Origin of the sequence: Caulobacter sp. CCH9-E1 (assembly GCF_001556515.1) — a bacterium.
Taxonomy (GTDB): domain Bacteria; phylum Pseudomonadota; class Alphaproteobacteria; order Caulobacterales; family Caulobacteraceae; genus Caulobacter.
On record NZ_LSJA01000130.1, the window covers coordinates 48,079 to 65,287 of the forward strand.

The following is a 17,209-nucleotide window of genomic DNA, read 5'->3' on the forward strand; positions in this document are numbered from 1 at the left end:
CTGGTCAGCGTCCCTCTTCGTCACTGGCGTAGGGGTCAGGAACGTCCAGCCCCGCCAGGATCTCGCGTTCGAGCGCCTCCATGGCTTCCGCCTCGTCGTCGCCCTCGTGGTCGTATCCTAAGAGATGTAGCACGCCATGCGCCACCAGATGTTGCAGGTGGTGGGCCAGCGGCTTGCCCTGCTCCTGGGCCTCGCGGGCGCAGACGCCATAGGCCAGGGCGATGTCGCCGATCTGGCCTTCCGGATTGCCAATGGGGTCTTGAGCCGAGGGGAAGGACAGGACGTTGGTCGCATAGTCCTTCTGGCGGAAGTCGCGGTTCAGGGCCCGCACGCTGTCGTCGTCGGTCAGCAGGATCACGATCCCCTGCCCCTCGATGTCCTCGTGCGCGTCCAGCACGGCCTGGGCGGCGCGCCAGACCAGGGCCTCGGCGTCCTCGGCCGCCCTGGTCCAGGCCTCGTCCTCGATCTCGATATCTACGGTGATGGTCATCTAGCGCGGTGTATCATCTCGGGGTGTTTTGGGCCGCGTCCGCGTCATAGGCCTTGACGATCCGCTCCACGAGCGGGTGGCGCACGACGTCCGCGGCGGTGAAGCGCGAGACCGCCACCCCCTCGACCCCTTCCAGGATCGAGACGGCGTGGGCCAGGCCCGAGTCGCGCGGGTTCAGCAAATCAACCTGGGTCGGGTCGCCGGTGACCACCATGCGCGCGCCTTCGCCCAGACGCGTCAGGACCATCTTCATCTGCAGCCGCGAGCAATTCTGGGCTTCGTCGACGATGACGAAGGCGTGGCTCAGGGTGCGACCGCGCATGAAGGCGATCGGGGCGACCTCGATCTCCAGCTTCTCGCGACGCCGGCGCAGCTGGTCGGCGCCCATGATGTCGGTCAGGGCCTCCCAGACCGGCGCCATGTAGGGGTCGACCTTCTCGTTCAGGTCGCCCGGCAGGAAGCCCAGCTTCTCGCCGGCCTCGACCGCGGGGCGGGTGACGATCAAACGATCGACCTCGCCGCGCAGCAGCATGCCCGCGCCATGGGCCACGGCCAGGAAGGTCTTGCCCGTGCCGGCGGGGCCGAGACCAAACACCAGCGGATGGCTGGCCATGGCCTCCAGGTACTTCGCCTGGCCCTTGGTCTTGGGCGAGACATTGCCCTTGCGCACCGCGCGGGACGAGGCCTGGCCGCCGGCCTGATGCGCCGCGCCCAGCGCGATGCGGACATCGGCCTCGACCACTTCCTCGCCCGCGTCGGCGCGGTGAGCCAGGGCCTCGAGCACCCGCTTGGCGCCCGTGCGGCCGCGTGCGTCGCCGGTGATGGTGACGCCGCCGCCCGGCGTCTCGATCAGCACCTTGAAGGCGTCCTCGATCAGGGCGGCGTGGCGGCCGGACGGACCGGAGACGGCGTGAACGGCGTCATCCGACAGCGGCAGGAACTCAGGCGTGCGGCTCAAGCGGTCTCCAGGACAGGCTCGAGAACCCCGCCCAAGCTCATCTTGGCGGCGCTCTCGATACGGACGGGAACGATCTTCCCGATGAGTTGTTCGCCGCCCTCGCAGTGGACGGCCTGCAGATAGGGGCTGCGGCCCACGATCTGGCCGGGATGACGGCCGGGCTTTTCGAACAGCACGGGCAGGACCTTGCCGACCTGCGCGGCGTTGAACGCGCGTTGCTGGTCGTCCAGCAGCTGGTTCAGGCGCTCCAGGCGCTCGGCCTTCACGTCCTCCTCGACCTGGCCGGGCATGGCCGAGGCCGGGGTGCCCGGGCGGCGCGAATATTTGAACGAGAAGGCGCTGGCGAAGCCGACCTCGCGGACGAGATCCAGGGTTTTCTCGAAATCGCCGTCCCGCTCGCCGGGGAAGCCGACGATGAAGTCGCCGCTCATGGCGATGTCGGGCCGCGCGGCGCGGATCTTCTCGATCAGCTTCACATAGCTCTCGGCCGTGTGGTCGCGATTCATGGCCTTGAGTATTCGATCGCTGCCCGCCTGCACCGGCAGGTGCAGATAGGGCATCAGCTCCGGCAGCTCGCCGTGGGCCTCGATCAAGTCATCGCCCATGTCGCGCGGGTGGCTGGTCGTATAGCGGATGCGATCCAGGCCATCGATCTTGGCCAGCTGGCGGACCAGCTTGGCCAGGGTCGAGCCGTCGCCGTCATAGGCGTTGACGTTCTGGCCCAGCAGGGTGACCTCGCGCACGCCCTGATCGGCCAGGCGCTTGGCCTCCTCGACGATGTCGTTGACCGGCCGCGACCATTCGCCGCCGCGCGTATAGGGCACCACGCAGAAGGTGCAGAACTTGTCGCAGCCTTCCTGCACGGTCAGGAACGCGGTCACGCCCGTCACGTGGCGCTCGGTCGGCAGGGCGTCGAACTTCTCGTCGGCGGCGAAGTCGGCGGCCAGGCGCTCGCCGGTCGCGCGGTGGGCGCGGGCGATCAGCTCGGGCAGCTGGTGATAGGCCTGGGGCCCCACCACCAGATCGACCGCCTTCTGGCGATGCATGATCTCCTTGCCCTCGGCCTGGGCCACGCAGCCGGCCACGGCGATGGTCATGCGACCGCCGGCCTCGGCCTTCCGGTCCTTCATCTGCTTGATGTAGCCGAGTTCGGAATAGACCTTCTCGGTGGCCTTCTCGCGGATGTGGCAGGTGTTCAGCACCACCAGGTCCGCGCCCTCGGGGTCATCGACGACGCCATAGCCCAGCGGGCGCAGGACATCGGCCATGCGCTCGCTGTCATAGACGTTCATCTGACAGCCGTAGGTCTTGATAAAAAGACGCTTTTGCGGGGTCTCGCTCATCCGGCGAGGTTATGGGGTCGAGAGGCCCGTTCCGCAAGGGCGGCGGGATCCTCCCCCTGAAGGGGGAGGTGATCGCGAAGCGATCGGAGGGGGAAGAGAAGCGGACGTTCGGCTGAAACTTCCCTCTCCGTCGGCTGCGCCGACACCTCTCCCTTGGGGGAGAGGATTTATGCCCCCCTACTCCTCCAGCGGCACCCCGTAGAGCTCGAGCCGGTGGTCCACCAGCTTGTAGCCGAGCTTGCGGGCGATGGCGTTCTGAAGAGCCTCGATCTCCTCGTCCACGAACTCGACGACCTTGCCGGTCTTCATGTCGATCAGGTGGTCGTGGTGGTGGGTCGGGGTCTCTTCGTAGCGCGAACGGCCGTCACGGAAGTCGTGGCGCTCGATGATGCCGCTCTCCTCGAACAGGCGCACGGTGCGATAGACCGTGGCGATCGAGATGTGCGGATCGATGGCGTGGGCGCGGCGGTGCAGCTCCTCGACATCGGGATGATCCTCGGCCGACGACAGCACGCGCGCGATCACGCGGCGCTGGTCCGTCATGCGCATGCCCTTTTCGATGCAGGCCTTTTCGAGTCGATCCAAGGCGGAGCCTCCGTCTGAGTCGCGGCAAGATAGGCAATCAGCCCTTAAGTGTTAAGCGCTCGCCGCATGACCACCGCGTCCTTGGCGCCATCCGGATGGGGATAATAGCCTTTCCGCAAGCCCACCTTGGCGAAACGCGTCGCCTGATAGAGGGCGATGGCGGCGGTGTTGTCGACCGCGACCTCCAGGAAGAGGGCCTCGGCGCCGGTCTCGGCCGCGACGCCGGCCGCGACCTCGACCAAGGCCGCGCCCCAGCCCCGGCGACGGGCGGCGGGATCTACCGCGATGGTCAGGATCTCGGCCTCGCCGGCGATCGAGCGGCATAGGACAAAGCCCTTGGCCTCCGCCGGCTCGCCCGCCTCGCCCAGGATGGCGAAGACGCCCGGCGATTTCAGCAGGTCCTCGAACTCCAGCGCCGTCCAGGGCCGGTCGAAGGCCTTGTCGTGCAGGTCGGCGAGATCGAACGAGGCCTCGGCCCCGACAGGACGCAGGTTCATGACGTCTAGGCCGCCGGCAGGGTGGCGTAGGGGGCGCGAAGATACAGCGGCCGGGGCGAATGGGTGGGCGCGGGCCGCGAAGCCGCCAGTCTGGCGATGGCGACAGGATCCGGCGCGGCGGGGGTGAGCACCTTGGCGCCGCTCAGCACGTCGGCCAGCAGGGGCGCGCCCGAGCCGACCAGCGTCGCCGGGCCGCCGGAATAGAGCTCTCCCAGCCGCGCGGCGGCTTCGCCCACGCTCAGGGCGTCCGGCGCCATTAGGGCCACGCCGCCGGCGAAGACCTGGATGTAGACCTGCTCCATCCGCGCATCGAGCACGGACGCGACGAAGCCTTCGACGCCGAAGGCCATTGCCTCCAGCGTGGTGACGCCCACGCACGGGATCGAAAGCGCCGTCGCCAGGCCCTTGGCGAAGGCCAGGCCCACGCGCAGGCCGGTGAACGAGCCGGGCCCCACGGTCACGCCGATCCGGTCGAGGTCCGTGAAAGCCACGCCTGCCTCGGTCGCCGCCTCGCGGGCGATGATCCCGATCCGCTCCTGATGGCCTCGGGTCATGGGTTCGCTGCGCGCGGCCAGCACGCGCTCGCCGTCGAGAACGGCGACCGAGCTGGCGCCGAGGCAGGTGTCGATCGAGAGGATCATGGCTTAGGCCGCGCCGACCGCCGCGCCTTCGACGGGACGCCAGACCAGGGCGTTCAGCTGGCCCTTGGCCTTCAGCACGGCCTCTGGCGGAACGCCGCCCTCGGTCCAGCCGGGCACGCCGAAGACGTAAGAGACCGTCGCCGCTTCCGGGCGGACGCAGATCACCTGGTTGATCTCGCGACCCTGGCCCGCGCGGCATTGGTCGACCGTGAAGCCAAGATCGCTCCACTTGGCCAGCAGTTGTTCGCCCTTGGGGCCCCGGATATCGCCTCCCGAAGCCGCCACATAGGCGATCGCGCCCTCGTCGGTCTTGCCGATCTCCAGCAGCGGGGTGTTGTCCTGCTCAATCGTGATGATCGGCTGGGCTGGGCCCTCGCCAAAATGCAGGAAGGCCTGCTCGACCTTGGCCTTGGGGAACAGCGCTTGCAGCGTCGGCGGGTCGAAGGCGGTCGAGCCGCTGATCGGACCGACGCCGGCCTTGGTCACCGTCAAAGGACCGCCAGCATAGGGCGCGACGGCGACCGCCACGGGCGCCTTGGCTTCGGGTTTCGGATCGTCCGCGCTCTTCTTGGCCGGGCCGCAGGCGGCCAGCAGCACGAGCGGCAGGGCGAGGAAGGTGAGGCGCAGGGTCATGACGCCCTTTTACCGCGCAAGCGCGCCCGTCGCCACCTCGCCTGTCGCGAGCTGGCGACGGGACGTGCTTACTGGACTAGAGGATCTTCGCCGCCGCGTCGAAGGCGAGACGCGGATTACGCGGGAATAGGCCCTCGTCCGTGCCGTAGCCGATCGACACAATGAAGTTGCTCTTGATGTTCGCGCCCGCGAAGAACTCAGCGTCGACGGCGGCGTTGTCGAAGCCAGACATCGGACCGGTATCCAGGCCCAGGGCGCGCGCCGCCAGGATGAAGTAGCCGCCCTGCAGCGAGCTGTTGCGGAAGGCGGTCGCCTCGCGGCCCGCCGCGTCGCCGAACCAGTCCTTGGCGCCGGGCGCGTGCGGGAAAAGAGTGTCGAGGGTTTCCGGGAAATCCAGGTCGTAGCCGATGATCACGGTCGCCGGCGCCTGGAGAATCTTCTTGCCGTTGGAGCCCGACGACAACGCCGCCAGCTTGGCCTTCGCCTCGGGGCTCGTCACGAACACGAAGCGCGCCGGCGTCGAGTTCACCGCTGTCGGGCCGAACTTCACCAGGTCATAAAGCTCGCGCAGCAGGCTCTCCGGAAGGGGATCGGTCTTCCAGCCGTTACGGGTGCGAGCTTCGGTGAACAGTTGGGCGAGCGCGGGCGTGTCGAGCTTGGACATCAGCGATCCTCAGAAGGCTATTTGCAACTTTGACAGTTACAATATGACCTTCCCCGGCCCGGCGCAAGCCGGCGATCAGCCCAGGGTCTGCTCGACGCGGGTCACTTCCGGCACATAGTGCTTGAGCATGTTCTCGACGCCGGACTTCAAGGTCGCCGACGAGGACGGGCAGCCCGAGCAGGCGCCGCGCATATGCAGCCAGACGACGCCGGTCTTGGGCTCGAAGCGCGAGAAGACGATGTCGCCGCCGTCCTGGGCCACGGCCGGACGGATGCGGGTGTCTAGCAGCTCCTTGATCTCGGCGACGATCTGCGAGGTCTCCTCGTCATAGTCGCCCTCGTCGTGGCCGCCGGCCTGCTCGGCGTCCAGCAGCAGCGGCCGGCCGCTGGTGAAGTGGTCCATGATGGCCGCCAGGATCGGCGCCTTCAGGTGCGGCCACTGGGCGGCCTCGCCCTTGGTCACCGTGAGAAAGTCGGGGCCGAAGAACACGCGGGTGACGTCGCCAAGGTCGAACAGCGCCTTGGCCAGGGGCGAGACCTCGCCCTCCTCGGCCGTGCGAAACTCGCGCGCGCCCTCCCCCAGCACTTCGCGGCCGGGCAGGAACTTCAGCACCTCGGGATTGGGCGTGGTTTCGGTCTGGATGAACATGCGCCTGAAATGGACCTCGCGGCCTCGTGACGCAAGACCGGGTCATGCGCCAACAAAGAAAGTGACACAGGCGTCATTTTCTGGCGTGATACGCGGAACAACGATCTGCGGGAGGATCACATGAGCGACGGTTCGGTCGACCTGAAGGACGCCGCGCGCGCGCGGGCTTACGCCACGCCGCTGGAAGACATGCACGTGGCAGACCCGGCCCTGTTCCAGGCCGACGCCATGTGGCCCTATTTCGAGCGCCTCCGAAAGGAAGCGCCGGTCCACTATTCCAAGGGCGACGAGGAGACCGGGCCTTACTGGTCGATCACCCGCTACAACGACATCATGACGGTGGACACGACCCACCAGGTGTTCTCGTCCGACGCCCACCTCGGCGGCATCACCATCCGGAACTTCGACGAGGACTTCGTCCTGCCGATGTTCATCGCGATGGACCCGCCCAAGCACGACATCCAGCGCAAGACGGTCAGCCCGATCGTCTCGCCGCAAAACCTGGCTCGGCTGGAAGGCATCATCCGCGAGCGCGTGCAGCGCATCATGGACGACCTGCCGATCAACGAGCCGTTCGACTGGGTCGACCGGGTCTCGATCGAGCTGACCACCCAGATGCTGGCCACCCTGTTCGACTTCCCCTGGGAAGAGCGCCGCAAGCTGACCCGTTGGTCCGACGTCGCCACCGCCTCGCCGGAAAGCGGTCTGGTCGAGAGCGAGGAGGCCCGCCGCGCCGAGCTGCTGGAGTGCCTCGCCTATTTCACCAATCTGTGGAACGAGCGGGTCAACCAGACCGAGCCCGGCAGCGACCTGATCTCGATGCTGGCCCATGGCGAGGCCACCCGCGACATGCCGCCGATGGAGTACCTGGGCAATGTCATCCTGCTGATCGTCGGCGGCAACGACACGACCCGCAACTCAATCACCGGCGGCCTCTACGCCCTGTCGAAGAACCCGCAGGAAGAGGCCAAGCTGCGCGCCGATCCCAGCCTGATCCCGAACATGGTCTCGGAGATCATCCGCTGGCAGACGCCGCTGGCCCACATGCGCCGCACGGCGCTGGAGGACTACGAGCTCTCGGGCCAGACCATCAAGAAGGGCGACAAGGTCATCATGTGGTACGTCTCGGGCAACCGCGACGACACGGTGATCGAGGACGCCGACAAGTTCATCATCGACCGCCCCGGCGCCCGCCGCCACCTGTCGTTCGGCTTCGGCATCCACCGCTGCGTCGGCAACCGCCTGGCCGAGATGCAGCTGCGCATCGTCTGGGAAGAGATCCTCAAGCGCTTCCCGAAGATCGAGGTGCTGGAAGAGCCCAAGCGCGTCTACTCGACCTTCGTGAAGGGCTACGAGCGGATGATGGTGCGGATTCCGGAGCGGATCTAAATCCCTCTCCCCTTGCGGGAGAGGGTGACCCGCGCAGCGGGTCGGGTGAGGGGTCGAGGAAAGAGACCGCCGCGACTGGCTTGCCGCCGTCGCGGCGATTTTCGTTTGGACAACCCCTCATCCGGCCCTTCGGGCCACCTTCTCCCGCAAGGGGAGAAGGGGCCTCTGAACCCTAAGCCCCCCAGAAGCCGACCAGCTTCTTGACCTCGGCCAGGGTCGGGGCGGCGGCTTCGCGGGCCTTTTCCGCGCCCTTGGCCAGGATGGCGTCCAGCACCGCCGGATCGCCGAGCAGGCCGCGCATCTTCTCGCCGACCGGGGCCAGCTTCTCGACCGCCAGCTCGGCCAGGGCCGGCTTGAAGGTTCCGAAGCCCTTGCCCGCATATTCGGCCAGCACCTCGGCCTTGGTCTTGCCGGCCAGGGCGGCGAAGATGCCGACCAGGTTGTCGGCCTCGGCGCGGGCGGCCAGCTCCTCGACCGTTTCCGGCAGCGGTTCGGGGTCGGTGCGGGCCTTCTTGATCTTGGCGGCGATCGCGTCGGCGTCGTCGGTCAGGTTGATGCGCGAATAGTCCGACGGGTCGGACTTGCTCATCTTGGCCGAGCCGTCGCGCAGGCTCATGACCCGCGCGCCCGGCCCCTGGATCAGAGGCTCTGGCAGCGGGAAATAGCCCGGCATGCCGAAGTCGTGGTTGAACTTGCCGGCGATGTCGCGGGTCAGCTCCAGGTGCTGCTTCTGGTCCTCGCCGACCGGCACGTGGGTGGCCTTGTAGATCAGGATGTCGGCGGCCTGCAGCACCGGATAGGTGTAGAGACCCACCGAGCTGCGCTCCTTGTGCTTGCCGCTCTTCTCCTTGAACTGGGTCATGCGGTCCAGCCAGCCCAGGCGGGCCACGCATTGGAAGATCCAGGCCAGCTCGGCATGCTCGCGCACGGCCGACTGCGGGAAGATCGTCGCCTTGTCCGGGTCCAGGCCCGAGGCGATGTAGGCCGCCGCGATCTCGCGGGTCTGCTGGGCGAGAGCCGCGGGGTCCTGCCAGACCGTGATGGCGTGCAGGTCGGCCACGAAGATGAAGGTGTCGATCTCGTGCTGCAGGCGGGTGAACTTCACCAGCGCGCCGAGATAGTTGCCCAGGTGCAGGGCGCCCGAGGGCTGGACGCCCGAAAGCACGCGGGACGGACCCGCATAGGTGACGGGAGCTTGGTCGGTCATGGCTCTAAGCCTTGCTGTCGAATGCGAAAAGGATGGCGAGCGCACGGAGGCGCGAACCGCGCGCCAAATCCGAAGAGAGGGGCGCGGGGATCAGGGTCAGTTGGAGCCGCGCCATCGCGGCGCGAGGAGACCGATCGAAGCCATGGCCCGCTGGTTAGCGCCCTCCCCCGCGCGGATCAAGCCTTGCCCCTCCTTAAGGCCGCCTTCAGCTCGGCCGGCTTGACCCCGCCGAACAGGAACAGCAGCGGCGGATAGACCGCCACGCCGGCCAGGCAAGTGAGCGCCAGGGCGAACTCCTTGGCGCCGATCGCGTGGCCGGTCAGGCCCATGGCGCGCAGCGGCGCCTCGATCAGGTCGCGATAGTGCGAGGCCGCCGCCATCAGGGCCCCCATGCCGAGGCTCGCCAGCAGGATCCGCGACAAGCGAGACCAGGTCTGGGTCGAGGGGCCATACTCGCCGTTGCGGCCCAGGACGACGGCCATCTGGGCGACGTTCAGCCACGAGGCGATGGCCGTGGCGGCGGCGATGCCCTTCACCCCGATCAGCTTGAAGAGGACGATGCCGACGATGATGTTCACCGCCACCGAGACCAGGGCGAAGCGCATCGGGCTCTTGGTGTCGCCGCGCGCGAAGAAGGCCCGCGAATAGAGCTGCTGCAGCACGAAGGCCGGGGTCCCCAGGCCGTAGAAGAACAGCGCCGCCGCCGTCTGGCTGGCGTCGAAGGCCGTGAACTGCCCGCGCGTATAGAGGCCGTCCGACAGGAAGCCGGGCATGGCGACCAGGGCCGCCGCCGCCGGCAAGGTCAGGGCCATGGCGAGCGTGATCCCCTGGTCCATGGCGCTCTGGGCGTCCTCGCGATCGCCGGAGTTCACCGCCCGCGACAGGCGCGGCAGCAGGGCGACTCCGATCGCCACGCCGACCAGGCCCAACGGCAGCTGGTACAGGCGGTCGGCGGTGGCCAGCCAGGTCCGGCCGCCGGGCACGTGGCTGGCCAGGTTGCCGGAGATGAAGATGTTGACCTGGGTGGCGCTGGCGGCGAGCGCCCCGGGAATGGCCTTGCCGATCAGTTCGCGCACTTCCGGCGTCAGGCGCGGCAGTCGCCAATGGACCTTGGCGCCCGACTTGTTGACGCCCCAGACCAGCAGGGCGGCCTGGGCGACGCCCGCCACGACCACCCCGACAGAGCCCCATTGGGCCGCCCCAACCGCCGTCGTCTGGGGCAGGATGAAGGCCAGGGTGGCGATGTTCAGCAGGATCGGCGCGCCGGCCGACAGGATGAAGCGGTCGCGGGCGTTCAGCACGCCCGACAGGTGCGCCACGATCGCCATGCAGGGCAGATAGGGCATGGTGATCTGGGTCAGCAGCACCGCCAGCTTGTACTTCTCGGTGCCCCAGCCAAAGCCCGGGCTGATCAGCATCATCAGCCACGGCATGGCCAACTGGCAGACGACGGTGATGACGATGGTCGAGGCCGCCAGGGTCGCCATGGCGTCGGCGGCCAGGATGTCGGCCTTCTCCTCGCCGTCGCGCTGCAGCGACTTGGCGTAGGCCGGCACGAAAGCGGCGGCGAAGGCGCCCTCGGCGAAGAAGCGGCGGAACAGGTTCGGAAACGCCAGGGCGGCGTTGTAGGCGTCGGCCGCCGGCGTGGCGCTGGCGCCCATGCGATAGGAGACCGCCAGATCGCGCGCGAAGCCCATGAACCGGCTGACCAGGGTCAGGCCCGAATAGATCGCCGAAGACTTGAGCAAGCCGCCCTTCTTGGGGGCTTTTGGCTGTTCGGCGGGGGCGGGAGCGGCGGCGTCGGTCACGAGCGGCTTCTGGGCGTTTGGGCCAGAGGCGTCAAGGGCGGGCGCCGCCTGTCGGCGATTGACCCGGCCGCCGATCCTCCCTTTGATGGCGCGCCGCTAAACCAAAGGTTCGAAACTCGATGCGCCGTCTCGCCCTCGCCGCCGCCATGCTCGCCAGCCTGGCCCTGTCCGCCTGCAACAAGCCCTCCGCCTCGGGCGCGACAGCCGACGACATGAGCCTGGGGAACAAGGACGCCAAGATCACCGTGGTCGAATACGCCTCGGTCGGCTGCCCGGTCTGCGCGAAGTGGCAGAGTGAGGTCTATCCGGCGTTCAAGGCCAAATATATCGACACCGGCAAGGTGCGCTACGTGTTCCGCGAGATGCTGGTCGGCGGCGGCTCGGAACTGACGGTGGCCTCAGCGGGCTTCCTGCTGGCGCGCTGCGCCGGCAAGGACAAGTACTTCCCCGTCGTCGACGCCGTGTTCGCCAGCCAGCCCGGCGTGTTCGACACCCCCCGCGAGACCCTGCTCGAGATCGCCAAGTCGTCGGGCATGAGCGAAGACCAGTTCACCCAGTGCGTGACCGACGAAGCCCAGATCAAGGCGCTGAACGCGCGGGTCGAGCGCAACGCGCGCGAGAACGACGTCACCGCCACCCCGACCTTCGAGATCAACGGCCGCAAGATGGAGCCGGGCTATCATTCGCTGGCCGAGATCGACGCGGCCATCGAAGCGGCCGGCAAGTAGCCTCGCGTCTACCGGGCCACGCTGGCGCGGGCGCGCCGCAGGCCCGGCCGGGCGGCGGGCGCGCCGGCCTCATTCTGCTCCAGCGCGTCCAGCAGGCCGGCCTTCAGCGCGTTGATCTTGCGCGTCTCGGTGATCTTCTCGCCCCGCGCGGTCTGGACATAGAAGGCGTCGACCGCCCGCTCGCCATAGCCGTCGATATGGGCCGACTGGATCGACAGGCCGCTGTCGGCCAGACTCTTGGCCAGGGCGTGCAGCAGGCCGGGACGGTCTCGGCCCGACGCCTCGACCACGGTCGCGTCATCCGAGGCGTCGTTGTCGACCGTGACGCTGGGCGCGATGGCGAAGGCCGCCGCGCGGGCCTGCTCGGCGCCCCGACGCGGCTCCACAACGAGCGGCTCGCCCTTGCCGGCCGCCTCCAGGGCGTCGGCGAGGCGACGAAGGGCGCGAGGGTTCTCGCAGCCCAGCGGCGCGCCCGTCACGTCCTGCACATAGAAGACGTCCAGCGCCTGACCCTGGCGCGAGGTAAAGACCCGCGCGCCGACCACGTTGCCGCCCAGGGACGAGATGGTCAGGGCCAGATCCGCGAACAGGCCTTGGCGATCCTTGGCCGCGACCACGATCTCGGACGCGTTGTGGCCGGAGCGCACGCGTCCCTCGGCCGCCGCGCCGCCCTGGGCGGCCGCTCGGCGCGCCAGAACGGCGTGCTCCAGAAGGTCTTCCTGGGAGAAGGCGCTGAAATAGGCGTTCTCCATCGCCGCGACCCAGCCTCTGGCGTCGGGGTCCGCCTCCAGCAGGGCGGCGCGCGCGGTTTCGGCGGCGGCCTCCTGGTGGCGCTGGACGTTGGCGGCGGCGTCGCTGCCCCGCCCGCCGCGGAACACCGCCTCGGTGGCGTTGTAGAGCTCGCGCAGCAGCTGGCCCTTCCAGCCGTTCCAGACGCCCGGCCCCACGGCGCGGATGTCGGCGACGGTGATAACCAGCAGAAGGCGCAGACGCTCGGGATTCTCGACGATCCGCGCGAAAGCCGCGACCGTGCCGGGATCGGACACGTCGCGCTTCTGGGCGAAGTCGCTCATGACGAGATGGTTCTCGACCAGCCAGGCGACCAGCTCGACCTTGCTGCGCTCGACGCCCAGGCGCTCGCAGGCGCTGCGGGCCGACCGCGCCCCGGCCTTCTCCTGGCCGCCGACCCCGCCCTTGCCGGTGTCGTGCAGCAGCATGGCCAGGAACAGGGCCTCGCGATCCTCGATCAGAGGCATGATCGAGACGGCCAGCGGGTGGTCGTCGGCCAGGCGTCCGGCGGCGATGTCGCCGATGATGCCGACCGCCCGCAGGGTGTGCTCGTCCACCGTGTACGAGTGGTACATGTTGAACTGCATCTGGGCGACGACGCGGCCAAACTCTGGAATGAACCGGCCCAGCACGCCGGCGTCGTTCATCAGGGTCAGGGTGCGATAGCTGCGCTTGCCCCGCGCCAACAGGTCCAGGAACGCCCGGCAGGCCTCGGGGTCGCGGCGGACCTTCGAGGTGATCAGATGCAGGCCGCGGGTCACCGCCGTGAAGGCGTCGGGGTGCAGGTCGAGGTCGCGCTCGTCGGCGATCTTGAACAGGCGGATCAGGTTGACAGGATCGGCCTCGAAAATCTCGGGCCCTTCGATGTTCAGGCGACCGTTGTCCTCGAAGAAGCCCTTGACCTCCAGCGCCTTCCGCTTGGGCTTGCCGCCCGGCAGGAACCGCGAAATGCCCTTGGGCTCGTGCTTGAAGTGCTCGGCCTCCAGCTTGGCCGAGAAGGCGCGGGTCAGGGCCCCGACCTCCTTGGCGATCAGGAAGTAGCGGCGCATGAACCGCTCGACCGCCGGGGCGTCGCCCCGGTCGCCATAGCCCATGCGGCGGGCGATCTCGGGCTGCAGGTCGAAGGTCAGGCGCTCCTCGGGCCGGCCGGTGGTGAAGTGCAGGTGAGCCCGCACCGCGTGCAGGAAGTCGAAGGCGCGGATGAAGGCCTTGGTCTCGCGGGTCGAGAACACCTCCAGCTTGAAGACGTCCTCGGGACGGTCGACCGGGTGCAGGTACTCGGCGATCCACATCAGGGTGTGGAGGTCGCGAAGACCGCCCTTCCCTTCCTTGACGTTGGGCTCGACCATGTAGCGGCTGGCGCCGGCGCGGGCCTGGCGATCGTCGCGCTCCTTCAGCTTGGCGGCGACGAACTGGGCGCCGGTGCCCTTCATCACCTCGTCGCGGAAACGGCGCTTGAGGTCCTCGGCCAGGCGCTCGTCGCCGGTCAGGCGGCGGGCCTCCAGGATCGAGGTGCGGATCGTGTAGTCTTCCTTCGAGAGGCGCACGCACTCCTCGATCGTCCGCGAGGCGTGGCCGACCTTGAAGCCCAGATCCCACAGCGCATAGAGCATGTACTCGATCACGCTCTCGGCGTGCGGCGTCTGCTTGTAGGGCCGCAGGAAGAGGAGATCGATGTCCGAGAACGGCGCCAGGGTGCCCCGGCCGTAACCGCCGACCGCCATCAGGCACAGGCGTTCGCCCTCCGTGGGGTTGCGGGCCCGGAAGATGTGCACCGTGGTGAAGTCGTAAAGGGCGGTGATCACCTCATCGGTGACGCCCGAGATCAGCCGCGCGGTCTCGACGCCGCTGGCCCCGTTTTCAAGCCGCTCCTTGGCGATCATCCGGCCGCGAAACAGCGCCTGCTTGAGGATCTCGATAGCCCGCGACCGCTGCTCGGCCTCGTTGCCGATCGAGTCGAGGGCGGCGGCCGAGAGACGCGCGCGAAGGGCGTGACCGTCGACGACGTGTTCCAGGCGGGTGGGGCGAAGGCGACGGGGCATGAGGCTTATATGGTTACGCGCTAGGTCTTGAGCAGACCCTTAAGACGATAGAGCGCCTCCAAGGCCTCGCGCGGGCTCATGCCGTCAACGTCGAGATCCTCCAGCGTGGTCTCGACCGCGCTGGGCGCCGCCTTGGCGGGCGCCCCCATGGACGTCGAGGCGACGGCCTGGCTCATGGCGAACAGCGGCAGGTCGTCCAGCTTGGCCGGCGACTGGTCCTTGGTCTCCAGGCGATCCAGCACCTCGCGGGCGCGGGCCACGACCGGCATGGGCACGCCGGCCAGCTTGGCGACCTGCACGCCGTAAGAGCGGTCGGCGGGGCCCGACACCGCCTCGTGCAGGAAGACGAGGTCGCCGTTCCACTCCTTGGCGCGCAGGGAGAGGTTCGAGACGAAGCTCATCCGCTCCTCCAGCGTCGCCAACTCGTGATAGTGCGTGGCGAACAGGGCCCGGCAGCGGTTGACGTCGTGCAGGGCCTCGGCGCAGGCCCAGGCGATGGCCAGACCGTCATAGGTCGCCGTGCCACGGCCGATCTCGTCCAGGATCACCAGGCTGCGCGGTCCGGCCTGGGTCAGGATGGCGGCGGTCTCGACCATCTCCATCATGAAGGTCGAGCGGCCGCGGGCCAGGTCGTCGCCGGCTCCGACGCGCGAGAAGAGGCGGTCGACAACGCCCAGCCGGAAGCTGGCGGCCGGCACGTAGCAGCCGGACTGGGCGAGAATAGCGAGCAAGGCGTTCTGGCGCAGGAAAGTCGACTTACCGGCCATGTTCGGACCGGTGACGATCGACAGGCGCGGTCCGCCCTCCCCCGAGGCGTCCAGACAGCAGTCGTTGGGCGTGTAGGGTTCGCCCGCCCGCTTCACGGCCGCCTCGACCACCGGGTGGCGGGCCCCCTTGGCGTCGAAGGCGTAGGATTTGTCGACGATCGGCCGCACGGCGCCGGCGTCCTCGGCCCATTCGGCGAGGGCCGAGGCGACGTCGATCCGGGCCAGGGCCTCGGCGGCGATCTGGATGGCGTCGGCCAGCAGGCGGGCCTGCTCGCGCCAGTCCTCGAAGGCGGCGACCTCCATGGCCAGCGCCCGCTCGGCGGCCTGGGCGATGCGGGCGTCTAGATCGGCCAGCTCCACCGTGGTGAAGCGCACCTGGTTGGCCAGGGTCTGGCGGTGGATGAAGGTCGCGTTCAGCGGCGGCTGGAACAGCGGATCGGCCTTGCCGGCGGTGGCCTCGACGAAATAGCCGAGCACGCCGTTGTGGCGGATCTTCAGCGGCACGCCGCTCTCGGCGGTCAGCTGAGCCTCCATGGCGACGATGACCTTGCGGCTGTCGTCGCGCAGGGTGCGCGCCTGGTCGAGCTCGGGCCGGACGCCCGCCGCCACGAAGCCGCCGTCGCGCGCCAGGGCCGGCAGGTCGGGGCCGAGGCCCTGCTCCAGCGTGTTCAGGAACTGCGACAGGCCCTCGTGCAGCGACGGCGTCAGGGCCTTGAACGCATGCTCCAGCTCGAACGGCGGCGGCGACAGCGGGTCGGGCGAGCCGCCCGCCATGCCGGCCAGACGCTCGCCGCACTTCAGGGTGTCGCGGATACAGCCGAGGTCGCGGGGACCGCCTCGGCCCAGGGCCAGCCGCGACAGAGCGCGGGCCATGTCGCCGGCGCCCTTCAGCACTTCCCGGAGGCGCTGGCGCAGCTGGCGGTGCTCGACGAACCATTCCACCGCGTCCAGGCGCTGGTCGATGGCGGCGGGGTCCAGCAACGGGCGGGCCAGACGCGAGGCCAGCATGCGGGCCCCGCCGGCGGTCACCGTGCGGTCGATGGCGGCCAGAAGCGAGCCGTTGCGGTCGCCGGTCTGGGTGCGGTCGATCTCGAGGCTGCCGCGCGTGGCCGGGTCGATGGCCATGACGTCCGCATCGGCGGCCCGCCGGGGCGCGCGCAGGGCCGGCAGCTTGCCGGCCTGGGTCATCTCCAGGTGGGCGGCGATCAGGCCCAGGGCCCCGATCTCGGCCGGCGACAGGCCGCCAAAGCCGTCCAGGGTCTCGACGCCATAGAGCCGCTTCACGCGGGTCTCGGACGCCTGCGGCTCGGACAGGGCCGAGGGCATCGGCTGCACCAGGCCGCCGCAGATCTTCAGGGTCTGGGACAGGCTGTCGTCGGACAGCAGGCGGTCGGCGACCAGGGTCTCGGACGGGGCCAGGGCCGCCAGGATCGGCGCCACGGCCTCCTTGGCCAGGGCGAAGACCTCGACCTCGCCGGTCGACAGCTCGACCGAGGCGACGGCCGCCTGGCCCGCCCGGATGGCGACGGCGGCGAGACGATTGGCGCCCCGGGCGTCCAGCAGGCCGTCCTCGGTCAGGGTGCCCGGCGTCACCACGCGGACGATGTCGCGGCGGACGACGGACTTGGAGCCGCGCTTCTTGGCCTCGGCGGGGTCTTCCATCTGCTCGCAGACGGCGACCTTGAAGCCCAGGCGGATCAGCTTCGAGAGATAGGCCTCGGCCGCGTGCTGCGGCACGCCCGCCATCGGGATCGGCTGGCCGTTGTGCGTACCCCGGAACGTCTGGCTGATGCCCAGCGCCGCGGCGGCCTTGTAGGCGTCGTCGAAGAACAGCTCGTAGAAGTCGCCCATGCGAAAGAAGATCAGCGCATCGGGCTGGCGCGCCTTCATCTCGAAGAACTGGGCCATCACCGGCGTCGCGCCGGTGGGGTCGAGCGTGGCGGCAGAGGGCGTCGTGTGGGCGTTCATCGTCCCGGAAACTACAGAGCGTCGCGACTCCCGTTAAGGGGCGGCGTTAAGG

At 68.9% G+C, this 17,209-nt stretch carries 16 protein-coding genes; 2 read left to right on the plus strand and 14 right to left on the minus strand.

Annotated elements, in window-relative coordinates; all coding sequences use genetic code 11:
- Positions 1–4: 4 nt before the first annotated feature.
- From ybeY to AX690_RS09155, 9 genes are all read right to left on the minus strand, one after another.
- Positions 5–472: an rRNA maturation RNase YbeY gene (ybeY, locus tag AX690_RS09115; protein ID WP_197426818.1), complete on the minus strand. Its 468-nt coding sequence runs from the start codon at positions 470–472 to the stop codon at positions 5–7.
- A gap of 31 nt (positions 473–503) precedes the next feature.
- On the minus strand, positions 504–1,448 hold the full coding sequence (locus AX690_RS09120; RefSeq protein ID WP_066682293.1) for a PhoH family protein: 945 nt from the start codon (positions 1,446–1,448) through the stop codon (positions 504–506).
- A complete protein-coding gene (gene miaB / locus AX690_RS09125; protein ID WP_066682291.1) occupies positions 1,445–2,791 on the minus strand; it encodes a tRNA (N6-isopentenyl adenosine(37)-C2)-methylthiotransferase MiaB in 1,347 nt (448 codons plus the stop codon). Before miaB ends, AX690_RS09120 begins: the two co-directional genes overlap by 4 nt.
- A 177-nt stretch (positions 2,792–2,968) precedes the next feature.
- A complete protein-coding gene (locus AX690_RS09130; RefSeq protein WP_013077224.1) occupies positions 2,969–3,376 on the minus strand; it encodes a Fur family transcriptional regulator in 408 nt (135 codons plus the stop codon).
- 44 nt (positions 3,377–3,420) lie between these two features.
- Complete coding sequence (locus tag AX690_RS09135; protein ID WP_066682288.1) at positions 3,421–3,873, minus strand: GNAT family N-acetyltransferase; 453 nt, start codon at positions 3,871–3,873, stop codon at positions 3,421–3,423.
- Between the two features lie 5 nt (positions 3,874–3,878).
- Positions 3,879–4,514 carry a tRNA (adenosine(37)-N6)-threonylcarbamoyltransferase complex dimerization subunit type 1 TsaB gene (gene tsaB, locus AX690_RS09140; protein WP_066682285.1) on the minus strand — a complete coding sequence of 212 codons (636 nt, stop codon included), beginning with the start codon at positions 4,512–4,514 and terminating at the stop codon, positions 3,879–3,881.
- A gap of 3 nt (positions 4,515–4,517) precedes the next feature.
- Complete coding sequence (locus AX690_RS09145) at positions 4,518–5,147, minus strand: DUF1131 family protein (RefSeq protein ID WP_066682282.1); 630 nt, start codon at positions 5,145–5,147, stop codon at positions 4,518–4,520.
- A gap of 76 nt (positions 5,148–5,223) precedes the next feature.
- On the minus strand, positions 5,224–5,811 hold the full coding sequence (locus tag AX690_RS09150; RefSeq protein WP_066682280.1) for a malonic semialdehyde reductase: 588 nt from the start codon (positions 5,809–5,811) through the stop codon (positions 5,224–5,226).
- 75 nt (positions 5,812–5,886) lie between these two features.
- Positions 5,887–6,459, minus strand: coding sequence for a NifU family protein (locus AX690_RS09155; protein ID WP_066682276.1), 573 nt, complete (start codon positions 6,457–6,459; stop codon positions 5,887–5,889).
- A gap of 120 nt (positions 6,460–6,579) precedes the next feature.
- On the opposite strand from AX690_RS09155, the gene AX690_RS09160 reads away from it, so the two are divergent.
- The gene (locus AX690_RS09160; protein ID WP_066682273.1) at positions 6,580–7,848 is read left to right on the plus strand and encodes a cytochrome P450; all 1,269 of its coding nucleotides are present in this window, start codon (positions 6,580–6,582) and stop codon (positions 7,846–7,848) included.
- A gap of 172 nt (positions 7,849–8,020) precedes the next feature.
- Here the strand turns inward: AX690_RS09160 and trpS are convergent, their stop codons facing one another.
- From trpS to murJ, 3 genes are all read right to left on the minus strand, one after another.
- Positions 8,021–9,055 (minus strand): tryptophan--tRNA ligase, encoded by a 1,035-nt coding sequence (gene trpS / locus AX690_RS09165; RefSeq protein WP_066682270.1) that lies wholly within the window; start codon positions 9,053–9,055, stop codon positions 8,021–8,023.
- Positions 9,056–9,151: 96 nt separating this feature from the next.
- Entirely contained in the window at positions 9,152–9,199 is a 48-nt protein-coding gene (locus tag AX690_RS23260; protein WP_197426819.1) for a hypothetical protein, read from the minus strand.
- A gap of 32 nt (positions 9,200–9,231) precedes the next feature.
- Positions 9,232–10,863, minus strand: coding sequence for a murein biosynthesis integral membrane protein MurJ (murJ, locus tag AX690_RS09170; protein WP_066682269.1), 1,632 nt, complete (start codon positions 10,861–10,863; stop codon positions 9,232–9,234).
- 119 nt (positions 10,864–10,982) lie between these two features.
- Here murJ and AX690_RS09175 point away from each other — a divergent pair, with 119 nt between their 5' ends.
- Positions 10,983–11,591, plus strand: coding sequence for a thioredoxin domain-containing protein (locus AX690_RS09175; RefSeq protein ID WP_066682268.1), 609 nt, complete (start codon positions 10,983–10,985; stop codon positions 11,589–11,591).
- 8 nt (positions 11,592–11,599) lie between these two features.
- On the opposite strand, the gene AX690_RS09180 is transcribed toward AX690_RS09175, so the two are convergent.
- Positions 11,600–14,422 (minus strand): [protein-PII] uridylyltransferase, encoded by a 2,823-nt coding sequence (locus AX690_RS09180; protein ID WP_066682267.1) that lies wholly within the window; start codon positions 14,420–14,422, stop codon positions 11,600–11,602.
- A gap of 20 nt (positions 14,423–14,442) precedes the next feature.
- Positions 14,443–17,157 carry a DNA mismatch repair protein MutS gene (gene mutS, locus AX690_RS09185; RefSeq protein WP_066682266.1) on the minus strand — a complete coding sequence of 905 codons (2,715 nt, stop codon included), beginning with the start codon at positions 17,155–17,157 and terminating at the stop codon, positions 14,443–14,445.
- Positions 17,158–17,209: the final 52 nt, after the last annotated feature.

What these genes read in the sequence shown, in the direction of transcription:
- AX690_RS09180 (WP_066682267.1), bottom strand. Translation starts at nt 14,422, where the DNA reads ATGCCCCGTCGCCTTCGCCCCACCCGCCTGGAACACGTCGTCGACGGT.
- miaB (WP_066682291.1), bottom strand. Translation starts at nt 2,791, where the DNA reads ATGAGCGAGACCCCGCAAAAGCGTCTTTTTATCAAGACCTACGGCTGT.
- mutS (WP_066682266.1), bottom strand. Translation starts at nt 17,157, where the DNA reads ATGAACGCCCACACGACGCCCTCTGCCGCCACGCTCGACCCCACCGGC.
- trpS (WP_066682270.1), bottom strand. Translation starts at nt 9,055, where the DNA reads ATGACCGACCAAGCTCCCGTCACCTATGCGGGTCCGTCCCGCGTGCTT.
- AX690_RS09160 (WP_066682273.1), top strand. Translation starts at nt 6,580, where the DNA reads ATGAGCGACGGTTCGGTCGACCTGAAGGACGCCGCGCGCGCGCGGGCT.
- tsaB (WP_066682285.1), bottom strand. Translation starts at nt 4,514, where the DNA reads ATGATCCTCTCGATCGACACCTGCCTCGGCGCCAGCTCGGTCGCCGTT.
- AX690_RS09175 (WP_066682268.1), top strand. Translation starts at nt 10,983, where the DNA reads ATGCGCCGTCTCGCCCTCGCCGCCGCCATGCTCGCCAGCCTGGCCCTG.
- AX690_RS09145 (WP_066682282.1), bottom strand. Translation starts at nt 5,147, where the DNA reads ATGACCCTGCGCCTCACCTTCCTCGCCCTGCCGCTCGTGCTGCTGGCC.
- AX690_RS09150 (WP_066682280.1), bottom strand. Translation starts at nt 5,811, where the DNA reads ATGTCCAAGCTCGACACGCCCGCGCTCGCCCAACTGTTCACCGAAGCT.
- AX690_RS09155 (WP_066682276.1), bottom strand. Translation starts at nt 6,459, where the DNA reads ATGTTCATCCAGACCGAAACCACGCCCAATCCCGAGGTGCTGAAGTTC.
- AX690_RS09135 (WP_066682288.1), bottom strand. Translation starts at nt 3,873, where the DNA reads ATGAACCTGCGTCCTGTCGGGGCCGAGGCCTCGTTCGATCTCGCCGAC.